General features: G+C 72.2%; 10 protein-coding genes and 1 pseudogene. 2 read left to right on the top strand and 9 right to left on the bottom strand.

What is annotated here, in order from left to right; translation table 11 throughout:
• The 9 genes and pseudogenes from BMY74_RS05680 to BMY74_RS05640 form a co-directional block, all read right to left on the bottom strand.
• On the bottom strand, window positions 1-3222 hold the full coding sequence (locus tag BMY74_RS05680; RefSeq protein WP_245785923.1) for a serine hydrolase: 3222 nt from the start codon (window positions 3220-3222) through the stop codon (window positions 1-3).
• Window positions 3219-4250 (bottom strand): dipeptidase, encoded by a 1032-nt coding sequence (locus tag BMY74_RS05675; RefSeq protein ID WP_089910703.1) that lies wholly within the window; start codon window positions 4248-4250, stop codon window positions 3219-3221. Before BMY74_RS05675 ends, BMY74_RS05680 begins: the two co-directional genes overlap by 4 nt.
• Before the next feature lie 8 nt (window positions 4251-4258).
• Window positions 4259-4954: pseudogene (locus BMY74_RS05670) on the bottom strand (ABC transporter ATP-binding protein); the annotation flags it as partial.
• Window positions 4951-6777, bottom strand: a complete 1827-nt coding sequence (locus tag BMY74_RS05665; RefSeq protein WP_089910697.1) for a dipeptide/oligopeptide/nickel ABC transporter permease/ATP-binding protein — start codon at window positions 6775-6777, stop codon at window positions 4951-4953. The gene BMY74_RS05665 and the pseudogene BMY74_RS05670, both read right to left, overlap by 4 nt.
• Entirely contained in the window at window positions 6765-7010 is a 246-nt protein-coding gene (locus tag BMY74_RS05660; protein WP_089910694.1) for a hypothetical protein, read from the bottom strand. The genes BMY74_RS05665 and BMY74_RS05660 overlap by 13 nt, the downstream gene beginning before the upstream one ends.
• Window positions 7010-7981 carry an ABC transporter permease gene (locus BMY74_RS05655; RefSeq protein WP_089910691.1) on the bottom strand — a complete coding sequence of 324 codons (972 nt, stop codon included), beginning with the start codon at window positions 7979-7981 and terminating at the stop codon, window positions 7010-7012. The genes BMY74_RS05660 and BMY74_RS05655 overlap by 1 nt, the downstream gene beginning before the upstream one ends.
• Window positions 7978-9546, bottom strand: a complete 1569-nt coding sequence (locus tag BMY74_RS05650) for an ABC transporter substrate-binding protein (protein WP_089910688.1) — start codon at window positions 9544-9546, stop codon at window positions 7978-7980. Before BMY74_RS05650 ends, BMY74_RS05655 begins: the two co-directional genes overlap by 4 nt.
• Window positions 9543-10400 carry a serine hydrolase gene (locus BMY74_RS05645; protein WP_089910685.1) on the bottom strand — a complete coding sequence of 286 codons (858 nt, stop codon included), beginning with the start codon at window positions 10398-10400 and terminating at the stop codon, window positions 9543-9545. The genes BMY74_RS05650 and BMY74_RS05645 overlap by 4 nt, the downstream gene beginning before the upstream one ends.
• Window positions 10397-11773, bottom strand: a complete 1377-nt coding sequence (locus BMY74_RS05640) for a serine hydrolase domain-containing protein (RefSeq protein ID WP_089910682.1) — start codon at window positions 11771-11773, stop codon at window positions 10397-10399. Before BMY74_RS05640 ends, BMY74_RS05645 begins: the two co-directional genes overlap by 4 nt.
• A 231-nt stretch (window positions 11774-12004) precedes the next feature.
• Between BMY74_RS05640 and BMY74_RS05635 the strand changes: the two genes are divergently transcribed.
• Together BMY74_RS05635 and BMY74_RS05630 are read left to right on the top strand one after the other, a co-directional pair.
• A complete protein-coding gene (locus tag BMY74_RS05635; RefSeq protein ID WP_089910679.1) occupies window positions 12005-12736 on the top strand; it encodes an ABC transporter ATP-binding protein in 732 nt (243 codons plus the stop codon).
• A 3-nt stretch (window positions 12737-12739) separates the two neighbouring features.
• A complete protein-coding gene (locus BMY74_RS05630; protein WP_089910677.1) occupies window positions 12740-15220 on the top strand; it encodes an FtsX-like permease family protein in 2481 nt (826 codons plus the stop codon).
• Window positions 15221-15239 lie beyond the last annotated feature (19 nt).

The raw sequence follows: 15239 nt of genomic DNA, 5'->3' as shown, positions 1-15239 counted from the left end.
TCAGGAGACCTTCGGCGTGGCGCGGACACCCATGTGCACGTACTGCTCCCCGGTGGGCAGCGCGTAGAACACGAGCGACGACCAGCTCCTGTCCCCGGACTCCCGGAACAGGAACGTGGAGTCGTCGACCGGGATCAGCGAGACCTGCGGCGGCTTGGGGAAGAGACCGGCCAGCGGACCCGTGGGCGTCACGTCGAGCACCAGCCCGTTCTCGCCCTCGGAGACGTCGAGGGTGATCGAGGCCCGCTCGTACCTGCCGACGTACCGCGAACCGTCCACGGCCGGGGGTTCGGCGGCCGGCACCAGCGGGCGGGGCATCACGACGTCCGCCAGTTCGGCGAAGATCTCGCGGTACAGCTCCAGGTACAGCTCGCGGGCGCCCTCGCCGTTGGTGAGCAACGTGACCGCGAGGTCCTGCTCCGGCAGCAGCCGCAGGAACGCGGACTGCCCGATCGTGTTGCCGTCGTGGCCGATCAGCCGGTGCCCGTCCCAGTCGAACCGGATCCAGCCCACGCCCCACGAGTCGCCCAACGCGTTCTTGTCGGGCACATCGGTCTGCTTCTCGGTCATCACGGCCGCCGACTTCTCCGACAGCACGCGCGTGCCGTCCGCCGCCAGGCCGCCTTCGAGGTGCATCCGGGCGAACGCGAGCACGTCCTCGGTGGTCGAGAAGATCGTTCCCGCCGGGCCGACCGAGCGCGGGAGTGCCCACACGGGGGCGACTTCCAGCTTGCCCTCGTTCTTGACGTGGCCGACGGCGGCGCGGTGCAGCAGCGCCTCCTCCGGCAGCGTGCCGGTGCGGGTGAGGCCGAGCGGCGCGAAGAGCTTCTCCCGCATCGCGACGTCCCACGTCTTGCCGGTGAGCTTCTCGATCACCCTGCCCGCCAGCACGAAACCGGCGTTGCTGTAGGAGAAGGTCGCGCCGAGCGGGTGGTTCTGGGCGGCGTCGGCGAGCAGTTCGGTGTACTTCTCGAGGCAGTCGTCGCCGCGGCCGGTGTCGGTGAAGTTGTCGCCGTCGATGCCGCTGGTGTGCGTGAGGAGGTGCCGCATGGTCACCTTCTGGCCCACCACAGGGTCGGAGAGCCTCAGCTCGGGCAGCACGTCGGTGATCGGCGCGTCGAGGTCGAGCAGGCCCTCGTCGACGAGCCGCATCACGACCGTCGTCGTCCAGACCTTGCCGATCGACCCGATCTGGAAGATCGTGTCGTCGGTGACCTCCACCCCGGTGGCCGTGTTCAGCACGCCGTGGTGCGCCTGGACCGTCTGTCCCTTGTAGAGGATCCCGAGCGCCGCGCCCGGCACGCCGTGCTTGTCCGCGATCGCGGAAAGCCTGCGCTGCCAGTGCTTCGCGTCGAGGGGCCTGCGGTGCTCCGCGTGCTCGCGCACCCAGTCGGCCACCCGCCGGTTGAAGTCCGCGCGGTGCGAAGGCTTGCCGTTGAGGATGAACAGGTGCGACTCGTCCGGGTAGAGCACGAGCTCGGCCGGCACGCCGTTCTGGCGCAGGGCGGTGAACCACTGCTCGGCCTGGCCCGCGGGACACCGGTCGTCGGCCGCGCCCTGGTAGACCAGAGTGGGCGTGCGGACGTCACCGACGCGCGTCAGCGGTGACATCTCCGCGAGGTGGTCACCGGCGCCGCCCAGTTCCAGCGCGGTCAGGTAGTGGCCGCCGTCGGACGTGCCCGCCATGCTCGTCAGGTCGCTCACCACACCGCCCGCGACGGCGGCGGCGAACCGGGTGTCGCGGCTGGTCAGGTAGCAGGTCATGTAGCCGCCGTAGCTGTAGCCGGTGACGGCGAGCTTCTCCGGGTCCGCGAGACCCTCCTCGACGAGCTGGTCGATCGGCTCCAGGAAGTCCTTCGCGTCGGCCGTGCCCCACGCGCCGAGCGCCGCCCGGTAGAACGCCTCGCCGTAGCCGTCGCTGCCGCGCGGGTTGAGCAACAGCACCGCCCAGCCCTGCTCCGCCAGCACCTGGTGGTAGAGGTGGACCGGGTCTGCGGTGCCGTTCCACGCGTTGTGCGGGCCGCCGTGGACGTCGAGCAGCAGCGGCGCCGGGCCGGTGGTCTCCGGCTTGCGGACCAGCCAGCCGTGCACGACCGTGCCGTCCGAGATCGTGAACTCCCGCTCTTCGCGGACGATCGGCTCCACTTTGGTGTGTCCGGTGTGGACGGCCACCTCGCCGGTGGTCAGGTCGACGGTCGCGACCTCGCCGAACGAGGTGGGGGTGCTCAGGACGACCGCCGCCTTGTCACCCACCACGGAAAGCCCTGCCACGGAACGGGATTCACCGCCGAGGACCAGACGCGGTGCCGCACCGCCACCGAGGTCGGCGGAGTAGAGCTGGGTGCAGCCCCGGTCGCGGGCGCAGAACAGCACCGCGTCACCGTGCCGGGCCGGCAGTCCGCCGGGGTAGCCGGGCGCGCCGGGCATGAGGTTGCGGTCCAGCGAGCCCGAGAGGCTGCGCACCTCGCCGTCCAGCGTGAGGTGCAGGAGGTCGAGGTGGCCGGAGTCGGACGAGGTGCGTCCGACGACCAGCAGGCCCTCCCCGGTCCACGTGACGGTCGCGGCCTGCCCTTCCGCGAGCCCGACGACCTCCGGGTCGGAGTGGCCGTCGGCCTCGACGACGTGCACCGGCGTGCGGAACGTCAGGTCGGCGTCGTCGTCGCGGGCTGCCGTGAAGGCGATCTTGGTGCCGTCCGGTGACCACGCGGGGCTGCTCGCGTGCCAGTCACCGCCGGTCAGCTGCCGCACCTCGCGGGTGTCCAGGTCGAGGACGTGGACGTGGGCGCGGACGCTGCGCAGGTAGCCCGCGCCGTCGGCCTTGTGGTCGAGGCGGCGCGTGACGATCGGCGCGGAGGCGTCGGCGATGTCGACGGGTGCGGTGAACGCGAGCTTCGTGCCGTCCGCGTTCCACACGGGCGCGCCGGCGCCGAGCGGGAGCGTCGTGAGCTGCTCCGGTTCGCCGTCGAGCAGCCAGATCTGGGCCGGGCCGTCCTGGGCGCGCAGGAACGCGAGCCTGCCGTCGGGCGAGAAGGCCGGTGACGTGTCGGAGCGGCCCCTGGTGAGCTGTTTCGCGGTGCCGTCCACGACCCGCCAGAGAGCGCGTTCGTCGCGGTCGTTCTCGCGGTTCGTGGTGCGCAGGACGTAGACGACCTCGGATCCGTCCGGGGAGAGGGCCGGCTGCTCGGGCAGCGCGTAGCCGTACAGGTCCTCGATGGTGGTCACGATGCGGATCCCCTCAGCTCGGTTCGGAACAGGTCGAGCACGTTCTGGCCCAGGACGCGGACGACGTCCTCCTCGGGCCAGCCGCGCTTCTGCAGTGCCTCGGTGACCAGCGGCAACCCCGCCGGACCCTCCAGCCCGGGCAGGAACCGGTCGGTCGGGACGCCCTCGATCTCCCGGACCTCGCAGCACGGCGGCGTGACGTCCTCGAGGACCTCCTTGACGAAGTCCGGCCCGAGACCGACGTGCTCGACGCCCATGACGCCCGCGATGTGCTCGATGTGGTCGACCAGGCGGTCGATCGTGAAGTCGGACTCGTGCAGGAACGGCGCGAAGAAGTTCACGCACACCACGCCACCGGTGTCCGCGATGCCCCTGAGCTGGGCGTCGGTCAGGTTGCGGTGGTGGTCGCGCAACGCCCGCGCGGACGAGTGGGTGGCCATCACCGGACGGGTCGAGAGCTCCAGCACGTGCTCCACGCCCGCCGCGCCCAGGTGGCTGACGTCGAAGATCATGCCGAGGCGTTCCATCTCGGCGTGCGCGGCGACCCCGGCCCTGGTCAGCCTGCTGCCGGTGCCGTCCTCGCCGCTGCCGTCGGCCAGCGCGGTGCGGCCGAAGTGCGCGAGCGAGGCGATCCGCACGCCCAGCCGGTACAGGGTCTCGAGCAGCTCCACGTCCTCACCGACGCCCGGTGCGCTCTCCAGCGCGAGCACGAGCGCGATCTGGTCGTGCGCCAGGGCTTCGTCGATCTCGGCGCCGGTGGAGCAGAGCCTCGTCTCCGGGCTCGCCGCGGCGATGCGGTGGGCGGCCTCGATCATGCGCAGCGTCTGGCGCAGCGCGCCCTCGGGGCGGAACACGTCGTCGACGAACACCGGCAGCACCTGCAGGTTCACCCCGCCCTGCTGGAGCTGCGGCAGCCACCGCTCGCGGAAGTGCGGCACCCACCGCTCGACCGGCCGGTGCGCGATCGCGTCGAGCAGGTCGTTGTGGGTGTCGGCGACGACGCTGCGCCCGTGCAGATCGTCGATCATGAAACCTCCAGCCTGGTGTGGCGCCTCGGCGCGGCCGCGAGCAGCTCGCGCGTGTACTCGTGCTGTGGGTCCCCGAGCACCTGTGCCGCCGGTCCCTCCTCCACGATCCTGCCCGCCTTCATCACCGCGATGCGGTCGCTCACGTACCGCACGACCGCGAGGTTGTGCGAGATGAACAGCATGGACAGTCCGAGCCGGCGTTGCAGGTCGCGCACGAGGTTGAGCACGGCGCCCTGCACGGACACGTCGAGCGCGGAGGTGATCTCGTCGGCGATGACCACCTCCGGGTTCCCGGCGAGCGCCCTGGCGAGGGCGACCCGCTGGCGCTGGCCGCCCGAGAGCCTCGCCGGCAGCGCGGTCGCCCGGCCGGGGTCGAGGTTCACCAGTTCGAGCAGCCTCGCGACCTCGGCCTTCCTGTCGGTGCCCCGCGGCATGGCCTCGGCGATGGAGTTGCCGATGCTCATCCTCGGGTCGAGCGACGAGTACGGGTCCTGGAAGACCATCTGGACCTTGCCGTCCGCCCGCACGTGGCCCGCGGTGGGCTCGACGAGGCCGACCGCGGTGGCGGCGAGCGTCGACTTGCCCGACCCGGACTCGCCGACCAGTCCGACGACCTGCCCCGCAGGCACCGTGAGGCTGACGTCGTCGACCGCCGTGTGGTGCCCGAAGCGGACGGTGACGTCCGTGAAGTGCAGCCCGCTCATCGCACACCCACCAGTTCGCTCTCGGACTTCCAGCACGCGACCCGGTGGCCCTCGGCGAACGTCGTCAGCTCGGGCTCCTCGGTCCGGCACTGGTCGTCGGCGAGCGGGCAGCGCGGCGCGAACGGGCACCCCTGGCGGATCTCACCGGGTTCCGGCGGCCGTCCGGGGATGACGGCGAGCGGCGCGTCCCGGTCCGTGTCGAGGTCGGGAACCGCCTCGAGCAGCGCCGTCGTGTACGGGTGCCGCGCGGCCGTGAACAGCTCGTCGGTCGGCAGCTCCTCGACGATCCGGCCCGCGTACATCACGAGCACCCGGTCGCAGGTCTGCGCGACGACGGTGATGTCGTGGCTGATCAGCAACACCGCCGCGTCCCTGTCCTGCCGGATCCGCGCGAGGAGCCTGAGCACCTCCTTCTGCACGGTGACGTCGAGCGCGGTGGTGGGTTCGTCGGCGATGACCAGCTGCGGTTCGCCCATCAGCCCCATCGCGATCATCGCCCGCTGCCGCATGCCGCCGGAGAACTCGTGCGGGTACTGCTTGGCCCTGCGCTCCGGCTCCGGGATCCGCACGGCCTCCAGCCGGTCGACCGCCTTGGCGAGCGCGGCCCTGCGCGTGAGCCCCTGGTGCACCTCGGACACCTCGGCGAGCTGGCTGCCGATGCGCCGGGTGGGGTTGAACGACGTCATCGGGTCCTGGAACACCATCGCCATCCGCGTGCCGAGCTCCCGGTCCGGCGTGGCGGTGACGGGCTTGCCGTTGAACTCCAGCCGGTCCGCCGTGACCCTGCCGGGGTGCTCGACCAGGCGCGACACGGCCAGCGCGGTGAGGCTCTTGCCGGAGCCGGACTCGCCGACCACGCCGATCATCTCGCCGTGGTGGACGGTGAACGACACCCCGCGCACCGGCCGCACGTCGCCGGGGAAGGTGACGTGCAGGTTCCGGACGGTCAGCAGCCCACCCTCCGACCGGTCGTCGACGGGCGCGTGCGGCGGGGTGGCCGCGCCGCGCTGCTGGTTGCGGTGCACCGACGCGGCGGCCTCACCGAACAGGTTGAACGCGAGCCCGGCGACGACCACCGCGACCGCCGGCCCCAACGCGGGCGCGGGCGTGACGTAGATGCGGTTGAGCCCCTCGCCGAGCAGCCGCCCCCAGTCGTAGGAGGGCGCCTGCACACCGATCCCGAGGAACGACAACCCGGCGAACGCCGTCAGCGCCGACCCCGCCGCCAGCGTCGCGTTGATGACCAGCGGTTCCGCGATGTTGGGCAGGACGTGCCGGGTGAGCAGCCGGAACCGCCCCACCCCGCACACCCGTGCGGCCTTGATGAAGTCGCGCCCGCTGACGGACGCCGTGAGGGTCTGCGTGAGGCGCGCGAACGACGGCGTGATCGCGAACGCGATGGCGAGCACCGCCCCGATCGTGCCGGTGCCGAAGATGACGGCGAAGAACAGGGCGAGGAGGAGCCCGGGGAACGCGACGGCGATGTTGACCGCGGACGTGACGGTCCTGGCCGCCCACCTCGGGAGCACGGACGGGATCGAGCCGAGGAACAGGCCCGCCACCACGCCGATGACCGTGGCGAGCAGGGCCAGGCCGATCGTCAGCCGGGTGGCCACCAGGACGCGGAAGAAGATGTCGCGGCCCAGCTGGTCGGTGCCGAGCAGGTGCTCGGCGGACGGACCCTGCTGCAGGGCGTCGGTGTCGATGGCGGCGGCGCGGTCACCCCAGAGGATCGGGGCGAACACCGCCAGGGCGACGAGGATCGCGAGGAGGACGGCGGAGGACGCGCCGACGGGGGAGCGGAGGACGGCTAGGCGGCGCATGCGACCTCCTCGGTGGTGGACAGCGGAACGGCCGGCAGGCGCGCGGCCGGGTGGTGGGCGGCGGGTGGTGAGTCGTACGTGGCGCGGCTGCCGAGCGTGGCCGGGTGGTGGCCGCCGGGTGGTGAGTCGTAAGCGGTGCGGCTGCCGTGCGTGGCCGGGTGGTGGGCGCCGGGTGGTGAGCCGCACGCGCTGTGGCCGCCGCGCCCGGCGGACGTGCCGAAGGCCTGGGCCATCACGCCTCCCTGATCGTCGAACGCGGGTCGAGCACGGCCAGCACCACGTCCACCACCAGGTTCACCAGCAGCACCCCGGCCCCGTACACCAGCACGATCCCCTGCACCGCCGGGTAGTCCTTCTGCTGGATCGAGCCGACGATGGTCGACCCGAGACCCGGCCACGCGAACACGTTCTCCACCAGCACGGTCCCGGCCACCAGGGCGGCGAGCATCATGCCGCCCATCGTCAGGGTCGCGGTGACGGCGTTGGGCAGCGCGTGCCGCAGGTACACGAGCCTCGCGGGCAGGCGCTTGGCGCGGGCGGTGCGCACGAAGTCGTTGCCCAGCACCGCGAGCAGCTCCACCCGCACGATCCGGGCGAGGATCGCGGTGGGGCCGATCGCCAGCGCGAGCACCGGCAGCACCCACGACCCCGCGGCGTCGTTGCCCGCCACCGGGAACAGGTTGAGCTGCACGGCGAACAGGCTCACCAGGCCGACGGCGAGCAGGAACTCCGGGATCGCCGCCAGCACCACGCTCCCCGACGTGAACGCGAGCTCGCCACCTCGTCGGCGGCCGCCCTTGGTGAGCACCGCCATCACCACGCCCACCGGCACGGCGACGACGACCACGACCAGGAAGGCGAGCACCGCCAGCTGCACGGTGGCGGGCAGGCGGTCGCCGATCAGGTCGGCGACCGGGGTGCCGCTGATGAGCGAGGTGCCGAACTCGCCGCGGAACAGGCCGCTGACGTAGTGCCAGTACTGCACCGGCAACGGGTCGTCGAGGCCGAGCGCGGCGCGGCGGGCGGCGACGACCTCCGGGGTCGCCGTGAGGCCCAGGGACTCGCGGACCGGGTCGCCGGGGATCAGGTGGATCATCAGGAACGCCGCGGTCACGAGCACCCACAGCGAGGTCAGGAACCGCAGGGCCCGCCGCCGGGCGAAGGGCAGCCAGCTGCTGCCCCGCACCCGTTCCAGCGTGGTCATGAGGACAACATCCTGATCGAGGTCGGGTCGATGCTGTCGCTCATCGTGAACTTCGCGCCCTTGACGAACGTCGACACGACCGAGTCGTAGTACGGCACGAAACTGGCGTCCTCGACCAGGGCGGCCTCGGCCTTGTTCCAGTTGTCGCAGCCGTTCGCGCCGGCCTTGGACGCCGCCAGCTTCGACTCCGACTCGTACTCCGCGTTCTTGATGTGGCCGAAGTTCACGCCCTGCGGCGGCACCGGGCCGGACACGAACGACACGAGCTGGCTCGGCAGCGACAACGACAGCGGCACCATCGACACGTCCCACGCGCCCGTGCCGAACAGCGTCTGGTTGACGCCGGCCGTGTCGACCGGCGCGATCTCGACCTTCACGCCGATGCCCTGCCACGACTGCTGGATCAGCTCGGCCGTCGCGGTCAGCGTCGGGCCGGCGACGGTGGGCTGGAGCAGCTTCACCGCCAGCGGCTGACCGTCCTTGGCACGCGTGCCGTCGGCTCCGGCGCGCCATCCCGCGGCGTCGAGCGCGGCGGTCGCGGCCGCCTTGTCGAACTTCGGCAGGTGCGGGGTGACGTTGTCGCCCGTGCACGGCCGGGGTGCGACCGTCACCGCGCTCTGCGACGGCCTGCCCTTGCCGTTCGTGAGCACCTTGCCCACCTGCGCGAGGTCGAGGCCCTGCAGGAGCGCGCGGCGCACGGCCGGGTCGGCGCCCGGATGCCCGGCGGCCTGGTTGAACGACAGCGTGCCCAGCGGCGAGGCGAGGTCGACGTGCTCGTACTTCTGCGCCAGCAGGCGTTCCTGGTCGGGACCCGCGACCGTCGCGGCGGTGAGCTGGCCGGACATCAGCAGGTTCACGGCGGTCGTCTCGTTCGGGATCACCCTGACCACGACCTTGTCCGGCAGGCCCTGCTGGTCGGCCTTCCAGTCACCGGGGCCCCACGCGAAGTCCTTGCGCCGTTCCAGGGTGTAGTGGTCGTTGGCCACGATCTCGGAGATCTTGAACATGCCGGTGCCCTGCTCGCCCTTCGCGAGCAGCGCGCGGTCGGTCATGCCCTTGCCGCACACGATCGGCAGGGTGCCGACGTTGGTCAGCAGGAACGCGTCCGGCGCACCGCTCGTCACGGTGACGGTGCGGGTCGCCTCGTCCGCCGTGGCCGTGGTGCCGGGCGGGACCTGGATGCCCGCCAGCGGCGACTTGTTCGCGGGGTCTCCGACGAACGTGATGTTCGCGGCGACGTCGGCGGCCGTCAGCGGGGCACCGTCGGAACACGTGATGCCCTGGCGCAGTGTGAAGGAGGCGGAGGTGACGGTGGCGTCCCACTTCTCCGCGAGACCGGAGACGATCGTGCCGTCCGCCGTGCGGTCGACCAGACTGGCGTAGAGGAACCGGCCCACGACTCGCGCCACCGACAGGACCGTCAGCGCGGGGTCGAGCGAACCGGGGTCCCCGCCGACCGACATCGTGAAGGTCCCGCCCTGCGCCAGGTTCTGGCTGCCGGTCGTCCCGGCCGTGCCACATCCGGCCAGGACAACGGCCGTGAGCAGAGCTGCCGTGCGTTTCATGGGGTCCTCCGGAGGTGGTCGACGGCGAGACGCCCGGCGCGACCGATCACCGCGTCGGCGGCGGGGTCGCGGAGGTCGGGCGAGGAGGAGCGGGTGAACACGGCGACGGCGTAGGAACGGCCGTCGGGGTAGGTGACGACGCCGGCCTCGTTGCGCACCGTCGGCAGCGTGCCGGTCTTGGCGGCGACCCGGACCTCGGAGGGGAAGCCCGAGCTGAGCCGGTGCGGCCAGACCTGCCGGCTCATGACCTCCCGGACCTCCTCGCACGCCTGCGGCGCCGCCGCGCGGTCGGTCCAGATCGCGTCGAGCAACGTCGTGATCTCCCTCGGCGTCGAGGAGGTCGTGCGCTCCGGGTCCACAATGGACAGCTTCGGTACGAGGTCCGGATCCGTGAGGGCACCCTCCACGTCCTCGGTGCCGAGGTCCGCGACGACCGAGGCGAACAGGTCCTCGCAGCAGCCCAGGATCCGGGTGCGTTCCAGACCGGCCTTCGTGAGCACGGCGTCGACCGCGGCCTGGCCGACGCGGTGGAAGAGGACGTCGGTCGCGGCGTTGTCGCTCATCGTCATCATGAACGACGCCAGGTCGCGCCAGCTCATCTCGACGTCGTCGGCACATCCCGCGGTGCCGATCCCGCCGATGCGGTAGCGGGACGTGACGCGCGTGCGTTCGCTCGCGTCGAGCCGTCCCGCCGCCACCTCGTCCGCGAACGCGACGGCCACCGCGATCTTGAACACCGACGCGAGCACCACCCGGTCGTCCGCGCCGTGGCAGAACTCCCGGCCACCCACCCCGATCTCGCGGGCGTGGACGAAACCCTCCACACCGGCGTCGGCGAAGGCCTCGGCGATCACGGGGCCACCCGGCGGTCCGCGCGTCCGGTGTGCAGGAACAGGGCCCGCCCGTCGCCGTCGTCGCCGACGAACGCGTGCGGCATGTGGATGCCGTGCACCGGTTCCGCCGCGACGAGCGTGTCGTCGCGCCACGCCACCAGCTCGGTCCTGCCCGCCGACTCCGGGCTCAGCTCGGCCATGATCCCCTTGGGCACGAGCTCCACCCAGATGCGGCCGTCCTCGTCCTGCGTGACCACCCGCTCGCCGACCGACGAGACGTACACGCCGGTGAAGCGCTTGCCGTCGAGGGGCGCGGGTTCCGCGGCGGGTTCGGGCATCGCGGGGAGCTCGACACCGGTGAGCTCGCGCAGCACGTGCCGGAAGACCGCCTCGTACAGGTCGATGGTCTTGCCACCGTTGGTCAGCAACGCGATCGCGACGCCGTGCTCGGGAACCAGGCGCAGGAAGGCGTTCTGGCCGATCGTGCCGCCGTCGTGACCGATGACCGTCCCCTGTGGATAGTGGAACAGCTCCCAGCCCAGGCCCCAGGCGTCACCCATCAGCGCGAGGTCGGGCACCTTCACCTGGACCTGCTTCATCGCCTCGGCGCCGGCCTCCGACAGCACGCCGTCACCGTTCTTCAGGTGCATCCGCGCGAACTTCAGCAGGTCGCGGGCGCTCATGGCGAGGACCGAACCGGCCGGGGCGTTGGAGCGGACGAGCGCCCAGACCGGCGCGACCTGCGGCCCTGCCTCCTCGTCGGGCGTGAGGTGGCCGACGGCGGCGCGGTGCATGATCGCCTCGTAGGCGTCCGCGGCGGCGTGCGTCAGGCCCAGCGGGGCGAACAGGTGCTCGCGCAGGCAGTCGTCGTAGGGCTTGCCGCGCAACACCTCCACGACCCGGCCGAGCACGACGTAGCCCGCGTTGTTGTAGCTGAACATCTCGCCGGGCCCGAAGAGCTGGGGCGTGTCGTGCAGCGTGGCGACGTACTTCTCCACGCAGTCGTCGCCGCGGCCGGTGTCGGTGAAGAGGTCGCCCTCGAAGCCCGCCGTGTGGTTCAGCAACTGCCGCACGGTGATCCGCGCGGCGGCGTCCTCGTCGGCGATCCGGAACTCGGGCAGGTAGGTCCGCACGGGCGAGTCGAGGTCGAGCAGGCCCTCGTCGACGAGCTGCATCGCGAGCGTCGCCGTCCAGACCTTGGTGATCGACCCGATCTGGAACACCGAGTCGGTGGTCGTCTCGACCCCGGTGTTCTTGTTCAGCACGCCGGCCGCGGCTTCGGCCACGTCGTCGCCGACGGTGACCGCCACCGCCGCTCCGGGCACCCCGTGCTCGGCCACCAGCCGGGGCAGGTTCTCCTGCAGCCACCCGTTGATCTCGTTGAGCTTGGACATCGCGCCCCATCCAGGTCGACGTGACTCCGGTCACCGGCAAACCTAGGTTCGGGCCCCCGCCGACTCTTCGTCGCGGCCGACGAATCTGGCGCCGGTGATCTGTTCGGGCGGACGAACCCACTCGGGGGTAGAGCCTGCTCCACCTGGTTCCGGGCAGCCTGCGTGATCGATCGCCGCGCCCCGCGAAATTACGTTTTCGGTCAGAAGTCGTTGCGAGTCAAGGAGAACGTGATGAGGGCAGACGCGCTGTCGCTGCAGGCGGTGCGGAAGGTGTACGGCTCCGGGGGTGGCGCCGTCACCGCGTTGGACGAGGTCACCGTCGCCGTCCGGCGGGGCACGTTCACCGCCGTGATGGGACCGTCCGGCTCGGGCAAGAGCACCTTCCTGCACTGCGCGTCGGGCATGGACCGGCCGACGTCCGGCCGCGTGCTGCTCGGCGACACCGACCTCGGCGGCCTGAAGGAGGCCGCGCTGACGCAGGTGCGGCGCGACCGCATCGGGTTCGTCTTCCAGGCCTACAACCTGCTGCCGTCGCTGACCGTCGAGCAGAACATCACCCTCCCGCTGCGCCTCGCCGGGCGTGCGGCCGACCAGGCGTGGCTGCGCGAGGTGGTCGGCAGGGTCGGCCTCGACGGACGGCTCGACCGGCTGCCCGCCGAACTCTCCGGCGGCCAGCAGCAACGCGTCGCGATCGCCCGCGCGCTGGTCGCGAGGCCCGAGGTCGTGCTGGCCGACGAACCGACCGGCGCACTCGACTCGCGCACGGCACAGCAGGTGCTGGGGCTGCTGCGGTCCATCGTGGACGAGATGGGCCAGACGGTCCTGATGGTCACGCACGACCCGGTGGCCGCCTCGGCCGCGCACAGCGTGCTGTTCCTGGCCGACGGACGACTGGCGGGCGAACTGGTCGCGCCGACGCCCGAGAAGGTCGCCGAGCGCATGACGCACCTCGGGGAGTGGTGAGCCGTGCTGACCCTCGCCTGGCAGACCGTCAAGGCCCGCACCAGCGGGTTCATCGGGGCGTTCGTCGCGATCCTCTGCGGCACCGCGATCGTCGCGGCCTGCGGGATCCTGATGGAGTCCGGCTTCCGCGGCGGCGTGCCGACGCAGCGCTACGCGGCCGTCGACGTGGTGGTCACCGGTGACCGGACCGTCCGGCCGCCCGGTGCCGACGTCCTCGCGTTCGAGCACGCCGCCGAACAGCCGTCGATCCCCGCGTCGCTGGTCGCCAAGATCGCCGCGGTGCCGGGTGCGCGGGCGGTCGCCGAGCAGACGTTCCCGGCCGTGGTGGTCGGACCGGACGGGCAGCCCCTCGCGGGCAAGCCGTCCTTCGGCCACAACTGGGACTCCGCCGTGCTGGCGCCGTTCAGCCTGAAGGAGGGCGGCGCGCCGAAGAACGGCGAGGTGGTGCTGGACGCAGAGCTCGCGGCCCAGGCCGGGGTGCGCGTCGGGGGCGAGGTGGCAGTGATGGTGCGGTCGGCCCCGGTGACCTACCGCGTGGCCGGTGTCGCCGAGGCTTCCGGCTCCGGACGGCAGGCGTCGCTCTTCTTCAGCGAGGCCGTGGCCGGCGAGCTCGCCGGACGCCCTGACCGCGTGAGCGCCATCGGTGTGCTCGGCGCCGACGCCGGCCGCGTGGAGGCCGCCCTCGCCGGCGACCACGTCACCGTGTCGTCGGGTGCCGACCGCAGCGCCGCCGAGTTCGACGACGTCAGCCAGACCAAGTCGATCCTCGCGATCCTGGCCGGTTCGTTCGGCGGGTACGCGGTCCTCGTCGCGATCTTCGTCGTGGCCAGCACGCTCGCCCTGACCGTCGAGCAACGCCGCCGCGAGTTCGCCCTGCTGCGGGCCGTGGGAGCGACGCCGCGGCAGGTGCGCCGACTGATCGGCGTGGAGACCACGGTCGTCTCGGTGGTGGCGGGCGTGCTCGGCAGCCTGCTCGGCATCGCGGTCAGCCTGGGCCTGCGCGCGGCGTTCGCGAGGATCGGTGTGGTCCCGGACGACTTCGCGTTGTCGATCTCCCCGATCCCGCTGGCCGCGGCGCTGCTGATCGGGGTCGGAGCGGCACGCGTGGCGGCGTGGAGCGCGGCGCGCAGGCCGTCGTCGATCAGCCCCGTCGAGGCGCTGGGCGAGGCCGCGGTGCAGAAGCGGGACGTCGGCCGGGTCCGGCTGGCGATCGGCTGGGCGCTGGTCGCGCTCGGCCTCGGCGCGACGGCGGTGCCGTTGTTCCTCGGCGGGCAGCTCGGCGCGGCGATGTCGGTGATGGCGGCGCTCGTGCTGATCATCGGCCTGGCGCTGACCGGGCCTCGGGTGGTCGGGGCGGCGGTGCGGGTGGTCGCGCCGGTGCTCGCCAGGTCGTCCGGGGTGAGCGGGTACCTCGCCGCCGCGAACGTGCGGAAGAACTCGCGCCGGCTCGCGGCCGCGGTGACGCCGTTGATGCTCGCCATCGGGTTCGCGGTGGTCAACTTCTACAGCCAGACGACGCTCACGGCCGCAGTGCAGCAGCAGAACGAGCGGTCGATCACCGCCGACCACGTGATCACCGGTGTCGCGGGCGTGCCGGCCGAGGTCGTCGGGCAGGTCTCCGGCGGGACGGCCACGTCGCTGGTGCGCACCCAGGTGATCACCGCGAGCACGACCGGCGACTCCGTCGAGGTGCAGAGCCGGCCTGCCAACGGTCTCGACCCGACGGCGAGCGGCATGGTCGACCTCGGTGTCGTCTCCGGCAGCATCGACGACCTCCGGCCGGGCACGGTGGCGTTGAGCGCCGGCCACGCGTCGTGGGAGAACAAGAACGTCGGCGACACCGTGGAGTTCTGGTTCGCGGACGGCCAGCAGGCGAAGCTGCGCGTCGTCGCGACCTACGAGCACGACCTCGCGTTCGGCGACTACGTGCTGTCTGCCGCCGACGCCCGTGCGCACACCAACGCGGGCATGGACAGCGCGGTGCTCGTGAAGGGCTCCGACGCCACCGCTCTCCAGGCCCTGACCAGCCGCTACCCGGGACTGCGGGTGACCGAGGGGGTGGCGGCGCAGGACCGCGGCGCCGAGCGGACCCAGTTCCTGCTCAACCTGGTCGCGGTCGGCGTGATCCTCGGGTACGTCGCGATCTCGGTGTCGAACACGCTCGTGATGTCGACGGCCGCGCGGCGCCGCGAGTTCGCCCTGCTGCGCCTGGTCGGCACCGGACGCCGGCAGGTCGTCCGGATGATGCGGACCGAGGCGCTGCTCACGGTCGGGCTGGCGGCGGTGCTGGGGTCGCTGGTCGCCGCGGTGCCACTGGTCGTGCTCGCGATCGGCCTGACCGGAACGCCGGTGCCCGCCGGTCCGATCGGGGTCTACCTGGGCGCGCTCGCCGGGGCGGCGCTGCTCGGCCTGGTGTCGATCGCGGTGTCCACGCGGGTGTCGTTGCGCGCCAAACCGATCGACGCCATCGGCGTCCGGGAGTGAACGTGCCGGGGGCCGCTCG

The organism is Lentzea albida (genome assembly GCF_900111005.1).
Classification (GTDB): Bacteria; Actinomycetota; Actinomycetes; order Mycobacteriales; family Pseudonocardiaceae; genus Lentzea; species Lentzea albida.
Note: the sequence above shows the minus strand (reverse complement) of the source record. Positions and strands in the feature narration are given on the sequence as shown.